Origin of the sequence: Pseudorhizobium banfieldiae (genome assembly GCF_000967425.1) — a bacterium.
GTDB lineage: Bacteria > Pseudomonadota > Alphaproteobacteria > Rhizobiales > Rhizobiaceae > Neorhizobium > Neorhizobium banfieldiae.
The window spans coordinates 1061682-1081425 of the sequence record NZ_FO082820.1 but is presented as its reverse complement, the minus strand read 5'-3'; the positions used below and the strand labels follow the sequence as shown (position 1 = coordinate 1081425).

The following is a 19744-nucleotide window of genomic DNA, read 5'->3' as shown; positions in this document are numbered from 1 at the left end:
GCCTCTCTTACGGCAGCATCCGCTCTTCCTTGGCAGGCAGGAAGCTTGGGTCGAAGACCTGGTCCGCCTTTACATCGCCCTTCAGACCCATCGAGACCTTGAGGGTCTCGATCGAGGCTCCGAGACGTTCCATGTCGACATCGCCGAAGCCGTTTTCGACGACATAAGGTGTCTTGATGTTCATGGCGTTCGCCATGTTGAGGCGCTCGACCTCGATATCGGTATTGAGCGTCTCGTTGCGCTTGAGGACTGCGGCTACCCCTTCCTCGGGGTTGGCGACGGCATCGGCAAATCCTTTGGCCAGCGCCCTCAGGAAGCCCTTCACCGCCTCGGGGTTTTCCGCGGCGAAGTCGGTGTTCACCAGTACGGCGTTGCCATAGAGGTTTAGGCCATTTTCGGCCATCAGGATGGTGGCGATGTCGTCGTCGCCGATCCCCTGCGCCTTGAGGTTGAGGATCACCGAGAAGGCAAAGCCGAAGACCGCATCTACGTCGCCCTTGGCGAGCATTGGCTCGCGGACCGGGAAGCCGATCGACTCGATGGTGATCTTGCTGTCATCGATGCCGGCAGCTTCCTTGAAAGCCTTCCACTGGGCAAAGGCGCCATCCGGCGGCGGGGCGCCCAGCGTCTTTCCTTCAAGCGACTTAGGATCTTCTGTGACGCCGAGCGACTTGCGGCCAACGACCGCAAACGTTGGACGCTCATAGACCATCATGACGGCCTTGACCTTCTGGGGCGGGTCCTCGTCGAGGAACTTGATCAGCGAATTGATGTCGCCGAAACCCATCTGGTAGGTGCCGGTGGCGACGCGCGGGATTGCTTCGACCGAGCCGTTGCCAGTGTCGATGGTGACGTCGAGTCCTTCCTCCTTGAAATATCCCTTATCGGCTGCAAGCAGGAAGCCTGCAGCCGGCCCCTCGAACTTCCAGTCGAGCGTGAACTTGATGGCCGTCTCTGCCAGAGCGCCTGAGGGCAATCCGATGCCGACGGCAACGGCTGCGGCGGCTGTGAGCTTGATGAAGTATCGACGCGTGAACATTGTTTTTATCGTTCCCCTGCTGGTTTTTGATGCCCCATTCAAACCAGCAAGAGGGACGGTGCGCAAGCGATATCTGCCTAGAAATTCACCAAATTTTGCGATGCACAATAACTAGCCCAGCAGAGGCCGTGGCGAAGGCAGCTTGCCCAGAAAGGGAGCATGGCAACGCCACGCTGCCAACGACGCTCCCCGGTTTCGGTTTTCGCTGGTGGCATGTATAAGCGGAGCATTCTCGGGACCGGGCGACCTTCATGGAACTTCTGCTGCTCATCGCCATCGTGCTGGCAATCGCTTGGCAAAGAAAGACCTCGCACAGGCTGGCCAGGGTCGAAGACGAACTCCTCGCCATTAGGCAGCGGATCGACACCCTTACCTCCACGGCCCCGCCGGACGCTGCGATCGCCGAGACGGAGGCCGAAACCTTGGCGCCGCCAGCGGAGGACACGGCAGAAGCCGCAGCAGACGCTGCCGTTGCGATTGCAGCGCGAGAGGACGCTGTCCATGACCTGAAGCCTCTCCACGACAAGGAAGAGACCAGCGACACGCTGGAGAGCAATCTCGGTGCGCGCTGGGCCGTGTGGGTTGGCGGTGTGGCGTTGGCGCTCGGCGGTATCTTCCTCATCCGGTATTCAATCGAAAGTGGCCTGATCGGGCCCGAGACGCGTCTTGTGCTGGCAGGGGTATTCGGCCTCCTCCTGATCGGCACTGGTGAGGCCATTCGACGCCGGATGATCGAGCCGATCGCTGACCGCTACGGCAATGCCATGATCCCTGGCGCCCTGACTGCCGCCGGTGCGATAACGCTGCTCGGCGCTACCTACGCCGCGCATGGCTATTATGGCTTCATCGGCGCGACCCCGGCCTTCGTGCTGCTCGGCGTGATCTCCCTTGGCACCGTTGCCCTGTCGCTGCTGCACGGACAGGCGCTCGCCGGCCTCGGACTTGCGGGATCGCTGGTGACGCCCGCTCTGGTTTCCTCCACCGCGCCTAGCCCCTGGGTCCTCTTCACCTTCCTTGCCGTGACCTGGCTTGCGTCCGCGGCAGCCGCGCGGCTGCGCCGCTGGACCCTGGTGCCGGTATTGGCCAATCTAGGTCTGGGCGGATGGGTGCTGGCCTATCTCTTCGAGGCCTTCACCCCCGACATCACTCCACCGACGCTGGCCCTGCTCGTCGTCATCGCTGGTACCGGCTTCGTCTGGCCGGGGCACCGCGCAGAAGAGCCATCCTCCTCCACCGAGACCTGGTGGCGGTTCCTGCGACGCCCTCCCCTCGGCATTACTCTTTCGCTGTCGCTCGTGGTTCTGCTTGCCGCATTGGCGATGCTTGCCGTGGACGAGGGATATTCCATCCTGCCGGCCTTTGCCGCCGCATCACTCGTCGCCGCGCTCGCGGCCTTGGGCGCTGGACGATCCTACGCTGTCTGGCCTGCCCTCCTTTCGGCCGTCGGTGCGGTCGCCTGCATCGGTTTGATGGCGCTCATCCTTCTCGATCAGGCTCCTCTGCCGGTCACCGAAGGAGGAACCGCGCCACCGCTATCCTTCGGGCTCGAGATCGCAATCAGCCTGGGGCTCGGCGGCGTCTTCACCTTCCTCGGCTTCGCCTTCCTTCGTAGAACGGGCACCCTGGAGCCGAAGCTCGGAGCCCTCTGGGCGCTGTCCATGTCAGCCGTGCCGGTCGCCCTTGCGACGATCAGCTTCCTGAACTTCGGCACGCTCGCCGCAGACTGGATCCATGGGCTCTACGGGCTGGCACTGGGTGCCATTCTGATTGGGATCGCCCAGTGGCGCATCCTCCGGAGCGAGGCGGGCGAAGCGGACCGGGCGGCCAATCTCGTTGCTCTCGGCTCGTTTGCCGGCCTTGCCTTCGCGCTTCACGCGCTGACCACAGGCATCACGACGACAATCCTGATCGCGGTCATTGGCTTTGCCTATGTCCTTGCCACACGCTGGCGGCCATGGCCGGCATTCCCCTGGGCGATGGGCGCGGCAATTGTCGTCGTCTTCGCCCGCATCGCCTGGGAGCCGACGCTGGTCGGCCCCAACCAGCTCAGCACAACGCCCTTCTGGAACGCCCTGCTGCCGGGCTACGGAATTCCTGCACTGCTCGCCGTGCTCGCGGCCTATCAGCTGCGCAACTGGCAGGACCACCGGGCCCGAAACTTCCTCCAGGCGGTCGCCGCTTTGATGGGGATGATGGCCCTCGTCGTCCTCGTGCGCCATGCGATGAACGGCGGCGTCCTTGACGACAGCGTGGCAACGCTGGGCGAGCAGTCGATCTACACGCTGCTGACGATCGGGTTTTCGGCGACGCTGATGACGCTGGACACGCGGGCTCCGAGCCCGGTCTTCCGCTATGGCTCCATGATTGCCGGTGTTCTCGCCACCGCAAACGTCCTCTCATTGCATGTCTTCGTGCTCAACCCTTATCTCAGCGGAGAAAGCACGGGAGCATGGCCATTCGTGAACCTGCTGCTGATCGGATATCTCCTGCCCGCCCTCTCTTATGCCGGCCTTGCCTACTACGCCCGCGACAAGCGTCCCCGGCTTTATGTCATGATGCTGGCGCTTGCGGGTGCGCTGCTCGGCTTCCTGTGGGCGACCCTCTCGGTCCGCCGCTTCTGGCATGGCGAGAACATCGCCGACTGGAAAGGCTTCCTGCCGAACGAAACCTATAACTACTCCGTCGTCTGGCTCCTGATCGGCGTTGCGCTGCTGGTGCTCGGCTCGCGTCTCGATGCCAGGAGCCTTCGGTTGGCCTCGGCAGGCCTGGTCATCATCACGGTGTTGAAGGTCTTCCTGGTCGACATGTCCAACCTGGAAGGCATTTTGCGTGCCCTGTCCTTCATCGGACTGGGCATCGTGCTGATGGGTATCGGGCTGTTCTACCAGAGGATCCTCGCCCGCCGTCCCTCGTCGTCGCCTGAACTGCCTCCCGTTCCCGAGGCAAAGGCGTGACCGGAGATCTCGCGACGGCCTTCTCGCCCCATGAGACCCTGGCGGAAGCCCTTCTGCCGCAGGCGACGGAAGGGGACGATGGCTCCCACGATACCGCTCACATTCTGCGGGTCTTCCGCAATGCCATGCGTATTCATGCGCACGAGGGCGGCGACGAGCGGGTACTGGCGGCAGCGGTGCTGCTGCATGATTGCGTTGCCGTCGAGAAGAATTCGCCACTGCGCGCCGAGGCCTCCCGCATGGCCGCCACGAAGGCATCAACAGTACTCAGAGAACTGGGATGGGAGGCAGCTGACATTGCCGCCGTGGCTCACGCCATCACCGCCCACAGCTTCTCCGCCAAGGTCCAGCCGGAGACGATCGAGGCAAAGATCCTGCAGGATGCCGACCGTCTGGATGCGATCGGCATGATCGGCGCGGCACGCTGCTTCTATATCGCCGGCCGCATGGGTTCCGGCCTCTACGATCCCGCGGACCCGCTTGCCGAAGCGCGGCCGCTGGACGACAAGAGCTTCGCCATCGACCACTTCGAGACGAAGCTGTTTCGGCTCGCCGAGGGCTTCCAGACCGCGACCGGGCGTCATCTGGCGCAGGAGCGGCACGAGCGGCTGAAGCATGTGCTCCATCTCTTTCTCGACGAAATCTGAAGGTTTTCCATGAAGGTCAGCGAACTTCACGTCTACCCCCTGAAGAGCGGCCGCGGGATCGCGCTGACGGAGGCGGAGATCGGCCCTGCAGGGATACCGGGCGACCGGCAGATGATGGTGACGGATCCGGAAGGCATGTTCATCACCCAGCGTGACCTGCCGGCTCTAGCGCGGATCGGCGTCACGCCGCAGCCCTCGTCGGTGGAAATCAGCATGGAGAGTTTGGGAAGCCTTACGTTGGACCGTCCCGATGCGGGGCAGCGTATGGATGTGGTGGTCTGGAAGTCGGCGCTTTCCGCCGCCGTCGCCGGCGACGAGGTGAACGGGACACTTTCCGAATGGCTCGGCCGGGACGTCCGGCTCGTTTTCTTCGATGATCTATCCCACCGGACCGCCAGCAGCGAATGGGCCGGCGAGGATACGCCGGTCACCTTTGCGGACGGATACCAGGTGTTGATCACGACGACGGCATCCCTCGCGGCCATCAATGCCGACATGCGCGCGCACGGCGAAGGCGAGATCGGGATGGAGCGCTTCAGGCCGAACATCGTCGTCGAGACCGATGAAGCCTGGGTGGAGGACAGCTGGGAATCCGTCGAGATCGGCGACATCACCTTCGGCCTGGTGAAGCCCTGTGCCCGCTGTATCATGACGACACAGGACCAAAAGACCGGTTCGCGCGACGTTGCCAGCCCAATGCCGGCGATGGGACGAATCCGGATGTCAGCGGACCGCCGGGTGCCCGGGCCGATTTTCGGCTGGAACGCTGTCCCACGCCAGACCGGCCGTATTCATCTTGGCGACGAGATGCGCGTGAGGTCGCGACGGGAAATGCCCTGGCCGATCAAAAGACGCTGATTCTGCCCTTGCCAGTGAGTTGATGATCGCTATTTTCGACGCGGGAGTTGTCAGACAACCTGCCGGCTCCGCTCATGGCTGCTGCGGGGTGTGTCCCTGGACAGCTCTTCAGGGACTGCATTCCACATGACATCTCGGGCGACCGGCCTCGTCTTCGCGCTGATGGCGGTAACGATCTTCTCCATCCAGGACGGTGTTTCCAAGCATCTTGCCGACAATTACCCGGCGGTCTTCATCGCCATGATGCGCTACTGGGCCTTCGCCGCCTTCGCAGTCGCCCTTGCCAGCCGATCGCAGGCGGGCGTCAGCGGCACGGCGGCGACACCGCGGCCATGGCTCCAGGCCTTCCGGGGCGTTCTCCTCGCCCTGCAGATCGTCGTCGCGATCACTTCGTTTGCGGTGGTTGGTCTGGCGCAGAGCCAGGCGATCCTGCAGTCCGCGCCGCTGATCGTCGCGCTGCTCTCGATGCCTCTCCTTGGCGAGCGCGTCGGATGGCGACGTTGGACGGCGATCGCTGTCGGCTTCGTTGGGGTCCTGTTGATCCTGAAGCCGGAAGCAGGCGGCTTCGACCTCGGCCTGCTGCTGCCGGTCGCCTGCGCCTTCCTCTACAGCCTCTATTCCATCACCACCCGGCTGGCGAGCCGTACAGACAGCGCCAATACCAGCTTCTTCTATACCGGCGTTGCCGGCGCCGTCGCGATTTCCCTCGTCGGTCCCTTCTACTGGACGAGCTTCGAGGGCAATGACGGCTGGTGGATGCTGCTGCTCTGTGTTCTCGGCATTTCCGGACACTACCTGCTCATCCGCGCCTTCGATCATATCGATGCCGTCATCGTGCAGTCGATGTCCTACCTGCAACTGGTGCTCGTCACGCTGATCGGCGTGTTCATCTACGGCGAGACGCTCGGCTTCAACATGATCGTCGGCTCGCTGATCGTCGTGGCTGCCGGATTGTTCACCATCTACCGCGAGGCACGCTCGGGACGGAAGCTCCTGCCAATGGATCCGTCGGGCGAGTTGTAGCCCTTCTATCAATTCCGATGATCATTGGCTGGTGAAAAACTGATTTTCGGAATGCCGACAGCGGCGATATGGTGCCAGGCTTGAGTGACTGAGGAGGCATCATCGATGACCCAGGCTGCCGCTACCCGTAACCCGATGCCCTGGCTGATCATCATCGCCGGCTCGCTGATCGCCGTCCTGACCTTTGGGCCACGCTCGGCGATGGGCTTCTTCCAGCTTCCGATGCTGGCCGACACCGGCTGGGACCGCTCCACCTTCGGGCTTGCCATGGCGATCCAGAACCTGAGCTGGGGTCTCGGCCAGCCGATCTTCGGGGCGCTCGCCGACAAGTACGGGACGGGCCGCATGCTTGCCCTGTCCGGCCTCCTCTACGCCGCAGGCTTGATCCTGATGTCCACCGGGGCGTCGGTGACGGCACTTCATGTCGGCGGTGGTGTTCTGGTGGGGCTTGCGGTTGCAGCCGGCTCCTTCGGCGTCATCCTGTCCGCATTCGCCCGCAACGTCACGCCTGAGCAGCGATCGTTCGCCTTCGGGATCGGAACGGCGGCAGGTTCCGCCGGCATGTTCCTGTTTGCGCCGTTGAGCCAGGGCCTCATCTCGGCCTATGGCTGGTCAGACAGCCTCGTGATCATGGCAGTCCTGATGCTCATCGTGCCGCTGCTCGCCTATCCGTTGCGCGGCAATGCCTCCTCCGGCACCCAGTCGCAGGCGGAGTTCAAGCAGACCGTCGGCGAGGCGCTGCGGGAAGCCTTCGCACACAGGAGCTACCTCCTGCTCGTCAGCGGCTTCTTCGTCTGCGGCTTCCAGGTCGCGTTCATCACGGCCCATTTCCCCGCCTATCTCGGCGACATCGGCATCGACGCCAGCTACGCCGTGATCGCCATGGCGCTGATCGGTTTCTTCAACATCATCGGGTCACTGGCCGCCGGGGTGATCGGCCAGCGGTACTCGAAGCCCTATTTCCTCGCCTATATCTACATCGCCCGGTCGATCGCGGTGACGGCCTTCCTTCTCCTGCCGCAGTCGCCGCTTTCGGTGATCGTGTTTGCGATCGTCATGGGCCTGCTGTGGCTGTCCACAGTCCCGCCGACGAACGCACTCGTCGCGATCATGTTCGGCACGCGCCATCTCGGCATGCTGGGCGGAGTCGTGTTCCTTTCCCACCAGGTCGGGTCGTTCCTCGGCGTGTGGATGGGCGGCTTCCTCTATGACCGCTTCGGATCCTATGATCCGGTCTGGTGGCTGGGCGTCGCTCTCGGCATCTTCGCCGCCATCGTCCACTGGCCGATCCGGGAGAAGCCCGTCGAGCGTCCGCTGGTGGCCCCGCAGCCCGCCTGATCAACCGGCCCTTCGCTCCTCCTCAAGCGCCAAGGCCTTGAGCGCGGCCTGGACGAAGCCATCGCGCGCGGCGTTTTCCGAGATGCCGCGCGGTTCGTAGATGTGTCGATGGAGGAAGAAGCCGGTGAGCCGAAAGGCCGCCGCCATGCCTGCGGCGTCGGCCGCAGCCGTTGCTCCATCGCGGAGGAAGGCCGGCAGGGCAAGAAGGCGATCCGCATAGGGAGCGCCAGCCTCGGCACAGACGGCGCGCCCGGACCTGGGCGAGACATATTGCAGATCCTGCTGCGAGCCGGTCGCCGCGCACTCCGTGAGGTCAAGGCCATATCCGAGGTCGTTCAGGATCGCGAGCTCGAAGCGGATGAACAATTCACCGGCATCTGTCGGGTCGTCCATCGTTTCCAGGATCACGTCGAGCGCCTCGTAGAGATGTGGATGCGGGTCGCGCTCCGGAAGCAGGCGCAGGAGAGCGCCCATCGCCTGGACAGCATAGACGGACGTCGCCTTTTCCATCAGCCGGGCGGCCCTGAGGCGAAGCGGCTCCAGCTTGAACTCGCCGAGATGCTCGTCAAGACGCGCCCGCCAGACAGCCTCCACCCTGTTGCCGGGCTGGAGGACGGGCTGCATGCTCCGCGATCGGCCGGAACGGACGAGGCCCAGATGGCGCCCGCGTGAACGCGTCATGACTTCGGCGACGACGCTGGTTTCGCCGTGACGCTTCACCCCGATGATGATCGCCTCATCCTGCCATTGCATCGATGTCTCAACCACTTTCCGTATGGCATCAAGTCTAGCCGATAAGTCCTCGCCGCTGAATCACTTTTCAGCGCCACATTATCGAGGATCTCCGGGAACAAATTGCCCGTCCACGGAATTGCCCCCGCGACGTTCTACCTCAGGAGCTTCCATGCGATATCTTCCGCTCGTCCTTGTTCTCGCCGCCTCTCCCGCCATTGCCCAATCTCCAGAACTGGAGGAGGCCTGCGTTGCAGTGGCCCAGAACTTCCTCCTCGTTCCGGCGATCAAGACCGGCGTAGTGCAGTCGTTCCCTGAACTGGAGCCGCCCGGCGCACGGCTGACCTATACAACCCGCGACGACCCGAAACCGAGCGACTTCACGAACGAGATCGAGTGCGAGTTCATGAATGCGACGCCTCCCCTCACCCTCACCCGCTTCTGCATCACCGAAACATGCTATTCGGAAAACGAGCAGGAGCCCGAGAACCGCCGCCGGTACCTGGAGGTGAAGGCCCTGATGGACCGGCAGAAATAGCCGACGTCAACCCTTCGGGAATTCCAGCCCCATTTCGCGGAATCGAGCCGGGTCGTCACCCCAGTTCTCGCGCACCTTGACGAACAGGAAGAGGTGGACGGGCTGCTCGAGGATTTCCGAGAGTTCCTTGCGCGCGGCCGTCGAGATTGCCTTGATGGCCTCGCCCCCCTTGCCGAGAGCGATCTTCTTCTGGCTCTCGCGTTCCACATAGATCACCTGCTCGATGCGGACAGAACCGTCCTTGCGCTCTTCCCACTTCTCCGTCTCCACGTGGGAGGCATAGGGAAGTTCCTGGTGAAGGCGCAGGAAGAGCTTTTCCCGGGTGATCTCGGCTGCGAGCTGGCGCATCGGCAGGTCGGAGATCTGGTCCTCGGGATAGTACCACGGCCCTTCGGGAAGACGCATCTCGAGAAAGTCCATCAGGTCCTTGCAACCCGAACCCGTGGTCGCAGAGATCATGAAGGTCTGCTCGAACTCGACAGCCTCATTGGCCGATGCCGCGAGCTTCAGGAGGTCCTCCGGCTTCACCCGGTCGATCTTGTTCAGCACCAGGATCTTCGGCTGCTTGACCTCCTTCAGGCCTTCCAGGATCGCCTCCGCATCGCCCCGCAGCCCACGCTCGCTGTCAATGAGGAGCATGATGACATCGGCATCCTTCGCGCCGCCCCATGCGGATGTGACCATGGCACGGTCTAGCCGCCGGCGCGGCTTGAAGATGCCCGGCGTATCCATGAAGACGATCTGGGCGTTGCCGTGGATCGCGATGCCGCGGACAATGGCGCGCGTCGTCTGGACCTTGTGGCTGACGATCGATACTTTCGCGCCGACGAGGCGATTGAGCAGCGTCGACTTGCCCGCATTCGTTGGCCCGATCAGCGCCACGAATCCGGATCGCGTCTGGACTGCCTCGGTTTCGGCAGTGGGGGTGTTCTCGTTGTCTGTCATGGTTCCAATCAACCTTCGGCAGAATTCTTCTGCCATACGCCTTCGCGTTCAAGCATTTTCGTGGCGGCCACCTGTTCGGCAGCACGCTTGGACCGGTCGACGCCGGTCTCCGGTGCCACGCCCTTCACTTCCACAGTGACGGTGAAGCGGGGATCGTGATCCGGTCCGCTGCGGTCCTCGACTCGGTAGGAGGGCGTGGTGGCGAAATTCGCATGGGCCCATTCCTGCAATTCGGTCTTGGCGTCCCGCCTGGCACCGTCTGCACGTGTCGCCCGCTCCGTCCAGTTGCGCAGGATGAACTGCCGCGCAGCCTCCAGCCCGCCATCGAGATAAAGCGCGGCGATCAGGCTTTCCACCACGTCGGCCCGAACATTCAGCATCCGCTTGCCGGTCAGCTTCTTCACGTCGGCGCCGGTGCGGATGTAGCGGTGGAGCTCGAGTTCATCGGCCACCTGCGCGCAGCTTTCGGCACTGACGAGCTGGTTGAGCCTGACGGACAGCTCTCCTTCGGCCGCCGCCGGGAAGGACTGGAACAGCAGCTCTGCAACACACAGGCCGAGCACCCGGTCGCCCAGGAATTCGAGCCGCTCGTAGTTCGATACCTTGGCCGAACCGGTGCTTGCATGCGTCAGCGCCCGGTCCAGCCGCTGCTTGTCGGCGAAGTGATGGCCGATCAGTTCCTCGAGCTTCGACCTGTCCTCAGCCGACAGCGCCTTCGCCTTCATTCACTCGACACCCTTGAAGAGGCGATCCCAGCGCATGTTGGCCGGCCACTTCCAGAACTCTCGGAAAGAGGTGTCATTGCCGACGGAGAAGAAGATGACGCTGGCTCGGCCGATCAGGTTCTCGGCCGGCACGAAACCGACGTCGAAGCGGCTGTCCAGCGAGTTGTCGCGATTGTCGCCCATGAAGAAGTAGTGGCCTTCAGGGACAATGAACTCCCGGGTGTCGTCACCGCGCGAGTTCGGCACCTGGTCCAGCGTGTCGTAACTTACACCATTATCCAGGGTCTCGCGGAATATTGGGACGTCGGAACCAGGATCGAGCCGGTAGTCGGAGGTGAAGCCACCGTTCGGCTGGCGCGGAACCGCCTCTCCATTGATGTGGAGAACCCCGTTCGTCACCTGGATACGGTCGCCCGGCAGGCCGACGACGCGCTTGATGTAGTCCACATCCGTGTCCGTCGGCAGGCGGAAGACGATCACGTCGCCACGGTCAGGCTCGCTACCGAAGATGCGGCCGTCGAAGAGGTCCGGCGAAAACGGCAGCGAATACTTGGAATAGCCGTAGGCGAACTTATTGACGAAGATGTAGTCACCGACGAGCAGTGTCGGCATCATCGACCCCGACGGAATGGTGAAGGGCTGAAAGAAGACGGTCCGGATGACCATCGCCAGCAAAAGCGCCTGGATGATGACTTTGATGTTTTCCCAGAGGGCGCTTTGTTGCTTCTTGTCGGCTCTGTCGGACACTGGCGGTCTTTCTCTTCAGTCACTTGGTGCGGGTGTGCGGCATTCTCTAGCCCCTTCGTCAAGCGGCGGCAATGGTTCAATCGGTCGCCGGCCGGGCTTCGATGACGACAAAGGCCTGCGCATAGGGATATTCATCCGTGATGGTGACGTGAACAAAGGCGTCGTGGCCGGGCGGTGTCAGGCCTGCGAGGATGGCGGCAGCACCTCCCGTCAGGGCCATGATCGGCTTTCCGCCCGGCAGGTTCACGACGCCCATGTCCTTCCAGAATACGCCCTGCGCCAGACCGGTGCCGAGAGCCTTCGAACAGGCTTCCTTTGCGGCAAACCGCTTTGCATAGGACGCCGCGCGATTGCGTCGCCGGTCGGATTTAGTTCGTTCGATTTCGGTAAAGCAGCGCTGGGTGAAGCGCTCGCCGAAGCGTTCCAGCGACTTCTCGATGCGACGGATGTCGATCAGGTCACTGCCCATACCTATGATCACGGCCCCTCCTTCCGGGAGGGTCCCGGCGTCTTCGGATGCTTCACGCTCATGAATTGAGCATTGAGGAAGGCCGCGTCAAGCGCGTCCTCACATTCGGATTGCCTCCGGGGCAAAACGACCGCAACGATGACCTAGAGGCGTCCCTAGAAGCTCTTGCGGAAAAGGCCACGCTCGACCTGGCGCTGGCGATATTCCAGTTCCACGCGATCGATCGAGTCATTCAGGTAGGCAAGTTCCCGCTCTTCGATTGTCGGGCCGCGCAGTGCGCGAGCCATCTTCCGGACTGAACCAAACATCTGCTTCTCTCTTTCCACTTATGCTGCACCGCAATAATATAGGAGCCAGAGCCTGTTTCCACCAATGCAGACATGGCGCGCCTGCCCTGCTCGCCCGGCATGCCGGAAGAACTGCAGGCGATCAGTCGTAGAGACGCTTGACGGTCGAGATGCAATCCAGGTCCTTCAGCTGCGTCAGCAACTGGTTGAGCTGGCGAAGATCCCAGACCTCGACATCAAGAACGATCTCGGAGAAGTCGGCGGCAACCCGTCCCATGTCGAGGTTGCGGATATTGATGTCGAGCCCGGCGATGGTTTGTGCGACCGTGGCTAGAGTGCCGGGCTCATTCAGCGCGTTCATGAAGATCCGGGCTGCAAAGCGCGACTTGTTGCTGTCATCGAGGTCCCAGCGCACATCGATCCAGCGCTCCGGCTGATCGTCGAAGTGCTGCAGTGCCGGCGCCTGGATGGGATAGATTGTTATCCCGCTTCCCTCTTCCATAATGCCGACGATGCGGTCGCCCGGCACCGCTCCGCTCGGCGCAAACTTAACGTGCATGCTGCTGGAGAGCCCGCGGATGGGAACCGGCGAGCGGTCTTGACCTTCGGCTCCGGCTTCCTCCGCCGAGCGGCCGGGAACACGGAACATCATTCCGGAGACGCTGCGGACATTGAACCAGCCTTCGTCGGTCGAAGGCTTCACGGTGACGCGTTCGTCCTTGTAATCCGGATAAACCGCGCGCATCACGTCGAGCGACGAAAGCTCGCCGCGGCCGACTGCCGCAATGGCGTCCTCCACGTCCTTCTGGCCAAGGCGATGAAGCGCGGGTTTCAGGCTCTCGCGCGAGAAGATTTTGCCGGCGCGTTCGAAGGTGCGTTCGAGGATCCGATAGCCAAGGCCGGCATACTGCTTGCGGATGGCCATGCGGGTCGCACGGCGGATGGCTGCGCGGGCCTTTCCGGTGACGACGATCTCCTCCCAAGCCGCCGGCGGCACCTGTACGCCGGAGCGGATGATCTCCACCTCGTCGCCATTGTTCAACCGGGTGACGAGCGGCATGATCCGTCCGTTGATCTTGGCCCCAACCGTGGTATCGCCGATGTTCGTATGCACGGCATAGGCGAAATCGATCGGGGTCGCGCCGCGCGGCAGGGCGATCAGCTTGCCCTTCGGCGTGAAGCAGAAGACCTGGTCCTGGAACAGCTCGAGCTTCGTGTGCTCGAGGAATTCCTCCGGATTGTCGCCCTCCGACAGCGCCTCGATCGTGTGTCTCAGCCAGGAATAGGCGTTGGATTCCTTGGAGAGGAGTTCATTGGCGCCACCGTCCTTGTAGAGAGCGTGCGCCGCAATACCGTATTCGGCGATCTCGTGCATGCGCCTGGTGCGGATCTGCAGCTCGATGCGCTGTCGTGAGGGACCGACGATGGTGGTGTGGATCGAACGGTAGTCGTTCTGCTTCGGGGTCGAAATATAGTCCTTGAAGCGGCCCGGAACGACGCGCCAGCGGGTATGGACGATACCGAGCGCCCGATAGCAGGCGGGGATGTCACTGACGAGGATGCGAAAGCCGTAGACGTCGGAGAGCTGCTCGAACGACAGCGACTTCGACTGCATCTTTCGGAAGACCGAGTACGGCTTCTTCTGGCGTCCCTTCACGACGGCATCCGTCAGACCGTTCGCGACCAAGAGATCCCGAAGCTCATCCTCGATCTTGCTGATCAGTCCTTCGTTGCGCGTCGAAAGCTCCGCGAGGCGGTTCGTGACCGTCTCGTAGGCTTCGGGGTTGAGATAGCGGAAGGAGAGGTCCTCCAGCTCGTCGCGGACATCCTGCATGCCCATGCGCCCGGCAAGCGGCGCATAGATGTCCATGGTCTCTTCGGAGATCCTCGCCCGCTTCTCCGGGTTCATGTGCTCCAGCGTACGCATGTTGTGGAGCCGGTCGGCCAGTTTGACGAGCAGGACGCGCACGTCGTCTGAGATGGCAAGCAGCAGCTTGCGAAGGTTCTCCGCCTGCTTGGCCTTCTTCGTGACGAGATCGAGCCGCTTGAGCTTGGTCAGCCCCTCGACCAGCCGGCCGATATCCTCGCCAAAAAGCTCGTCGATCTCGGCGCGGGTTGCCGTCGTGTCCTCGATCGTGTCGTGCAGGAGCGCGACCGCGATGGTCGACTCATCGAGATGCATGTCCGTCAGGATCGCCGCGACTTCCAGCGGGTGGGAGATATAGGGGTCGCCGCTGGCCCGCCTCTGCTGACCATGCTTCTGCATGGCGTAGACATAGGCCTTGTTGAGCAGAGCTTCGTTGGCATCGGGCTTGTACTTCTGAACCCGCTCAACAAGCTCATATTGCCGCATCATGCCGGAAACGATCCTAGACTAGAAAAACGAAAAAGGCGCGCCGGGGGTTGAAGCCGGCGCGGCCATCTTAATGCAGATAGTCTTCTTTGAGGCCAGAAGATGAACGATTAGTAATCGTCGCTCTTTTCCGGCGGAACAAGCCCCTCGATGCCGGCAAGAAGTTCCTCCTCCGACATCTGGTCGAAGGTTACGGCTTCGGGCAGGTCTTCCTCTTCCTCGCCGCGATCAGCTGCCGTCACTGCGCCTGCATTGGTGGCGAGCAGCGATGACGGATCGGGCTCGGGCTCGTCCACCTCGACATGCTTCTGCAGGGAGTGGATGAGATCTTCCTTGAGATCATCCGGCGACAGGGTCTCGTCGGCGATCTCGCGCAACGCAACGACAGGGTTCTTGTCGTTGTCGCGGTCCACCGTGATCGACGCACCCTGGGAGATCTGACGTGCACGATGGCTGGCCAGAAGCACGAGCTCAAAGCGGTTGTCGACTTTATCGATGCAATCTTCTACGGTGACACGGGCCATTGCCTGTCCTTTGCGGTCGTTATCTCGGGAATTCAGACGCCCGATACAGGGATTGACGGTCGAATTCAAGTTTTTCCTGATCAGCAAGCCGTCACGTCGCCTCCATCGAGCCGCAGTGCAGGGTTTTACCCCTTAAAGTTCTTGGAGAAATGCGAATCGTGACATAAATGCGCATACATCAACGATTGGTAATTTACCGGGATGTTGATCCATCGCACGGTCGAGCGAGGCGGAGCGATGTAACCTGCATAAGCAGGCAATAATAAAACGGGATGGAGGAAAAATGTTTGACCCCAGAGAGAAGATTGCACTCTTCATTGATGGTGCAAATCTCTACGCTGCTTCCAAGAGCCTCGGCTTCGACATCGACTATCGCAAGCTGCTGAAAGCCTTCCAGAAGCGCGGATATCTCCTGCGGGCCTATTATTACACCGCCCTCATCGAGGACCAGGAATACTCCTCCATCCGGCCGCTGATCGATTGGCTCGACTACAACGGCTACAAGGTCATCACCAAGCCGGCAAAGGAATTCACCGACTCCATGGGCCGCCGGAAGATCAAGGGCAACATGGACATAGAGCTTGCCATCGATGCCATGGAGCAATCGGAGACGGTCGACCATCTCGTGATCTTCTCCGGTGACGGCGACTTCACGACGCTGGTGGAGGCCCTGCAGCGCAGGGGTCGCAAGGTCTCCGTCGTGTCGACGATGGCGACGCAACCGCCGATGATCGCAGACGACCTGCGCCGCCAGTCCGACCATTTCATCGATCTCGCGTCGCTGAGATCCGAGATCGGCCGCGATCCTTCGGAGCGCCCCCAGAGGGCCGTGGAGCCCGCCGAGCCGCAAGCAGACTAGGAAATTCGGCGGCGGTCAGGCTGCCTTGCCGGCCTTCGGCAGGGAGGCCGCCGATGCCTTGCGGGCACGAAAGATCGCTTCGGTGACCAGCGCGACGGGGATGCCGATCGCCAGCGGTATGAAGAAGTAGATCACCCTGAAGGCCACAAGCGATCCGATCGACGCCTGATCCCCCATGACATGGCGGACTGTCGCCTCAAGCACGCCGAGGCCCCCCGGAGCGTGGGTCACGATGATTGCGACATTCGCCAGCACGTAGGCAGTCGCCGCCTTCAGATAGCTGACGTCGGACGCGGCAGCCATCACCTCTCGCAGCGCTGCGGCAACCAGCGCGAAATTAACCGTTCCGATCACCACCTGGGCAAGAGCCAGACGCAGCGGCGGCATCTGGAACGTCCACTTGCGGATGCGGACTGGTGCCCTCACGAACTTCGCAAGAGCGAGATAGCCGGCGACTGTCGCAAGACATGCGACGCCGATCGCAAGAACGGTCGCCTCGTTAACCCGCAGGACTTCCGCGCCATCCGCCGGATTGATGATCATGACGATGCCCGTAAGCATGGCAAGGCCGATGCCGACGGTGACGCCGGAAAGCAGCACGATCTTCGCAACATCCTCGGTGTTCATTCCCCAGTGGGCATAGTAGCGATACCGAAGGCCGCCGCTGCTCAAGCCAGCAAGTCCGACGCTCTGGCCAATGGAGAGGCTGACGAAGGAGGCAAGCGCGATCTTTGGATAGGCAAGATCGTTCTTGACGTATCGCACGCCGGCCCAGTCGAAGCCGGTAAGGCAGACATAGGATGCGGCACAGTAGCCGAGTGCGGCAAGAAGATTGGCCGTCGGGATCTCCGACACGGACTGGACGATATCCGACCAGGTGTATTCGCTGAAGATGTTCCAGAGGAGATAACCTGCGAGGCCGAGACCCAGGACGAGGGTACCGTAGGTCAGTATCGTTTTGCGCTTCATGAACCGGCTCACGTGAGGATGTCGCCGACAACGGCAGGAGCAGGCTTTTGTTCCGACTGCGCAGCAGCCACGGCTTTATGCAGGGGCTTGACGCTCGAAAGTCTGGCGATCGACACTCCCTCCCGCTTCCACGAGGCATATGAGGTGGCAGGCCGCCGCGGAGCAGAGAAATGCCCGGCGCCGGTTCCCTCCCAATCCTTAGGGGCACCCCAACACATAGGGCTTTTTGAATATCTTTACCATTATTCCTGCAACCTATGATTTGTCTCCGGTCGGTCGCAGTTGGCGTGCCCGGGATAATGCGCTCGACCGCGATCATCACTCATCGAGAGCGAGCTCATGGGTCTTTATCTTCACAAATGCTGCCATCGGGGGTCGAGGCAGAAGGAGACATATTTTGAGACTGCTTATCAGCACCAAGTTCAACGGGCTTCTCTTTGGTGGAGCCTTGATATCGGCGGTCGCGGTTGCCGGCACCGTTTACACCCTATGTACCAACTTTGTTTCGCAGGCGATGGAGGACAAGCTTGCCGCCGTGGAGAATGAGTTCCGCTCTGAACTCGCCGCCTCCCAACAGTCTGCGACCATGCTCGCCGTCTTGGTTGCCGAGCAGCAGGTAAGCAAGGACGCCATGGCCAGCGGGAACAGAGATATCCTTGAAAAGGAGTTCTCTGGTGCGTTCAAAGCTCTGAAGGAAGGTTACGACGTTCGCCAGTTTCAGTACCATACGCCTCCCGCCATCTCCTTCTTCCGAGTTCACGACCCCGAAGCCTTTGGCGATGATCTTGCCAGCTTCCGGAAGACCGTCGTTCAGGTCAACACGTCCGTGCAGAAGCTCGGTGGCCTCGAAGGCGGCAAGGCCGGGATCGGCGTGCGAGGTCTCGCTCCCATCGTCAAGGACGGTTCTCACCTCGGATCCGTGGAGTTCGGACTCAGCCTGCACAAGGGTTTCGTAGAGAAGTTCACAAGGCGGACCGGCCATCCTGCTGCGATCTTTGCTGGAAGCGGCACCGAGCTTCAGGCAATCGGCACGACCTTCCAGGCGGATCTCGATCCGGCCAAGGTCCTGGATCTCCAAGACCTGGCTGGCCAGCGGACCGTTTTCGAGACCATGCCGGAAACAGGCGGAGCCTTCGCAAGCCTTGTCTTCCCTGTTGAGGATTTCTCAGGCGAAACGATAGGTCTTGCCGTCGTGGCGGTTGACCGCACAAACTATAACGCCATCGCTGCTACCGGACAGTGGGCCGCGGCAGCCGTGTTTCTTCTTATGCTCGCGATTGCCGCGGTGATTGCGTTCATCAGCCGGCCGCTCGTCTACCGGCCGCTGGCGCGCATGACCGACTACATGGCACTACTCTCGAGGGGTGACCTTCAACGGGAGGTTCCCTACCTCGGCCGCGCCGACGAGGTCGGTTCGATGGCGCAGGCTGTCGAGGTCTTCCGTACGTCGGCGCTGCGCAACATCGAACTCGAACAGCAGGCAGAGGAAACGCGGGAAAGTTCAGAGCAGGAGCGCGCCCGCACCGACGCCGAGAAAGCTGAACAGGCGCGCCATCTGCAGGCCGCGGTCGACGCGCTGGGCAAGGCACTCAAGCATCTGGCGGACGGTGATCTTTCGGTTCGCATCAGCCAGGACATGCCGGGGTCGCTTGCGATCCTGCGGGAGGACTTTAACACGTCTGTAGAGAGCCTTGCCTCCGCGCTCAGCTCCATTGCGGGAAGTTCACAGACGATCGCACAAGGGACCGCGGAGCTGCGCCATTCTACGGAAGACCTTTCCAAGCGAACTGAGCAGCAGGCCGCGGCGCTTGAAGAGACTGCGGCAGCACTCGACCAGATCACAGCCACCGTCAGGGCAGGTCACGAGAGGGCAGAAGACATCAGCCGCATGGTCGGAGAAGCTTCCACGGTTGCTGAACAATCAGGACAGATCCTCGACGAGGCGGCCAGGGCGATGGGCGAGATCGAAACCTCCTCGAACCAGGTCACCCAGATCATCAGCGTCATCGACGAGATCGCCTTCCAAACCAACCTGCTTGCGCTAAACGCTGGTGTTGAGGCCGCCCGGGCCGGTGAGGCGGGCAAGGGCTTCGCCGTCGTGGCACAAGAGGTGCGCGAGCTTGCTCAACGCTCCGCGAGTGCAGCGACCGAGATCAAGTCTTTGCTGGATCGCTCCGGCGGGCACGTCCGCTCCGGCGTCACCCTCGTCTCCCGCACCGGCGAGGCGCTGCAGAAGATCGGGCAGCATGTCATGAAGATCAATGACAACATCAAGGCGATGGTTTCTTCCTCGCAGGAGCAGTCGGTCGGCCTGCAGCAGATCAACTCGGCGGTCAATCAGATGGACCAGGTGACCCAGCAAAATGCCGCGATGGTCGAGGAAGCCAGCGCGGCGGTGCACACGGTCTTCAGTGAGACTGACGCGCTCAATGCCGCTGTGGGTCATTTCAGGATCGAGCCCACGGCATTGGCGAGCTCGGCCCGGAACAAGGCGGCGTAAGGATCACCTTGGCCCCAGCAACTCTTGACCGGAAATCGGTTGGGGCCGCTGCCATTTCCTGACGGCACTACGGCCTGGATCGCCAGCGATCCAGGCCGTTCCAATGAAGCGAACCTCTAAGACCGTTCCTTACGGCAAACCTGGAAAAGCGCTAGGTTGCCTCTGGACGGAACGGCAGGGTTGCTGCAGACCGCAAGCGCACTGTGTCACCGACCCCAGCCGCGCGACCGGCCTGCA

18 protein-coding genes are annotated in these 19744 nt (G+C 62.0%); 8 read left to right on the top strand and 10 right to left on the bottom strand.

Going from position 1 to position 19744, the window contains the following annotated elements:
* Positions 1-7 precede the first annotated feature (7 nt).
* Positions 8-1039 carry an ABC transporter substrate-binding protein gene (locus NT26_RS05185; protein ID WP_052637746.1) on the bottom strand — a complete coding sequence of 344 codons (1032 nt, stop codon included), beginning with the start codon at positions 1037-1039 and terminating at the stop codon, positions 8-10.
* A 251-nt stretch (positions 1040-1290) separates the two neighbouring features.
* Between NT26_RS05185 and NT26_RS05180 the strand changes: the two genes are divergently transcribed.
* From NT26_RS05180 to NT26_RS05160, 5 genes are all read left to right on the top strand, one after another.
* Entirely contained in the window at positions 1291-3993 is a 2703-nt protein-coding gene (locus NT26_RS05180; RefSeq protein ID WP_052637745.1) for a DUF2339 domain-containing protein, read from the top strand.
* A complete protein-coding gene (locus tag NT26_RS05175) occupies positions 3990-4640 on the top strand; it encodes an HD domain-containing protein (RefSeq protein WP_052637744.1) in 651 nt (216 codons plus the stop codon). Before NT26_RS05180 ends, NT26_RS05175 begins: the two co-directional genes overlap by 4 nt.
* A gap of 9 nt (positions 4641-4649) precedes the next feature.
* The gene (locus NT26_RS05170) at positions 4650-5498 is read left to right on the top strand and encodes an MOSC domain-containing protein (RefSeq protein ID WP_052637743.1); all 849 of its coding nucleotides are present in this window, start codon (positions 4650-4652) and stop codon (positions 5496-5498) included.
* 126 nt (positions 5499-5624) lie between these two features.
* Positions 5625-6521 carry a DMT family transporter gene (locus tag NT26_RS05165; RefSeq protein WP_152338578.1) on the top strand — a complete coding sequence of 299 codons (897 nt, stop codon included), beginning with the start codon at positions 5625-5627 and terminating at the stop codon, positions 6519-6521.
* 105 nt (positions 6522-6626) lie between these two features.
* Complete coding sequence (locus tag NT26_RS05160) at positions 6627-7859, top strand: MFS transporter (protein WP_052637742.1); 1233 nt, start codon at positions 6627-6629, stop codon at positions 7857-7859.
* Here NT26_RS05160 and recO read toward each other — a convergent pair whose 3' ends face one another.
* The gene (recO, locus tag NT26_RS05155; RefSeq protein ID WP_052637741.1) at positions 7860-8612 is read right to left on the bottom strand and encodes a DNA repair protein RecO; all 753 of its coding nucleotides are present in this window, start codon (positions 8610-8612) and stop codon (positions 7860-7862) included.
* A 151-nt stretch (positions 8613-8763) separates the two neighbouring features.
* Here recO and NT26_RS05150 point away from each other — a divergent pair, with 151 nt between their 5' ends.
* Positions 8764-9129 carry a hypothetical protein gene (locus tag NT26_RS05150; RefSeq protein WP_052637740.1) on the top strand — a complete coding sequence of 122 codons (366 nt, stop codon included), beginning with the start codon at positions 8764-8766 and terminating at the stop codon, positions 9127-9129.
* Positions 9130-9135: 6 nt separating this feature from the next.
* Here the strand turns inward: NT26_RS05150 and era are convergent, their stop codons facing one another.
* The 7 genes from era to rpoZ form a co-directional block, all read right to left on the bottom strand.
* Positions 9136-10074, bottom strand: a complete 939-nt coding sequence (gene era / locus NT26_RS05145) for a GTPase Era (RefSeq protein ID WP_052637739.1) — start codon at positions 10072-10074, stop codon at positions 9136-9138.
* Between the two features lie 8 nt (positions 10075-10082).
* Complete coding sequence (gene rnc / locus NT26_RS05140; RefSeq protein WP_052637738.1) at positions 10083-10799, bottom strand: ribonuclease III; 717 nt, start codon at positions 10797-10799, stop codon at positions 10083-10085.
* On the bottom strand, positions 10800-11546 hold the full coding sequence (gene lepB / locus NT26_RS05135) for a signal peptidase I (protein ID WP_052637737.1): 747 nt from the start codon (positions 11544-11546) through the stop codon (positions 10800-10802).
* Positions 11547-11622: 76 nt separating this feature from the next.
* Complete coding sequence (acpS, locus tag NT26_RS05130; protein ID WP_052637736.1) at positions 11623-12027, bottom strand: holo-ACP synthase; 405 nt, start codon at positions 12025-12027, stop codon at positions 11623-11625.
* A 143-nt stretch (positions 12028-12170) separates the two neighbouring features.
* Entirely contained in the window at positions 12171-12323 is a 153-nt protein-coding gene (locus tag NT26_RS22145) for a DUF3563 domain-containing protein (RefSeq protein WP_065814515.1), read from the bottom strand.
* A gap of 121 nt (positions 12324-12444) precedes the next feature.
* On the bottom strand, positions 12445-14658 hold the full coding sequence (locus NT26_RS05125) for a RelA/SpoT family protein (protein WP_052637735.1): 2214 nt from the start codon (positions 14656-14658) through the stop codon (positions 12445-12447).
* Between the two features lie 107 nt (positions 14659-14765).
* Positions 14766-15179: a DNA-directed RNA polymerase subunit omega gene (gene rpoZ / locus NT26_RS05120; RefSeq protein ID WP_052637734.1), complete on the bottom strand. Its 414-nt coding sequence runs from the start codon at positions 15177-15179 to the stop codon at positions 14766-14768.
* A 283-nt stretch (positions 15180-15462) separates the two neighbouring features.
* Between rpoZ and NT26_RS05115 the strand changes: the two genes are divergently transcribed.
* Entirely contained in the window at positions 15463-16038 is a 576-nt protein-coding gene (locus NT26_RS05115) for a LabA-like NYN domain-containing protein (RefSeq protein ID WP_052637733.1), read from the top strand.
* Positions 16039-16053: 15 nt separating this feature from the next.
* Here the strand turns inward: NT26_RS05115 and NT26_RS05110 are convergent, their stop codons facing one another.
* Positions 16054-17007, bottom strand: a complete 954-nt coding sequence (locus tag NT26_RS05110; RefSeq protein ID WP_052641885.1) for a lysylphosphatidylglycerol synthase transmembrane domain-containing protein — start codon at positions 17005-17007, stop codon at positions 16054-16056.
* Positions 17008-17404: 397 nt separating this feature from the next.
* Between NT26_RS05110 and NT26_RS05105 the strand changes: the two genes are divergently transcribed.
* Complete coding sequence (locus NT26_RS05105) at positions 17405-19507, top strand: methyl-accepting chemotaxis protein (protein ID WP_052637732.1); 2103 nt, start codon at positions 17405-17407, stop codon at positions 19505-19507.
* Positions 19508-19744 lie beyond the last annotated feature (237 nt).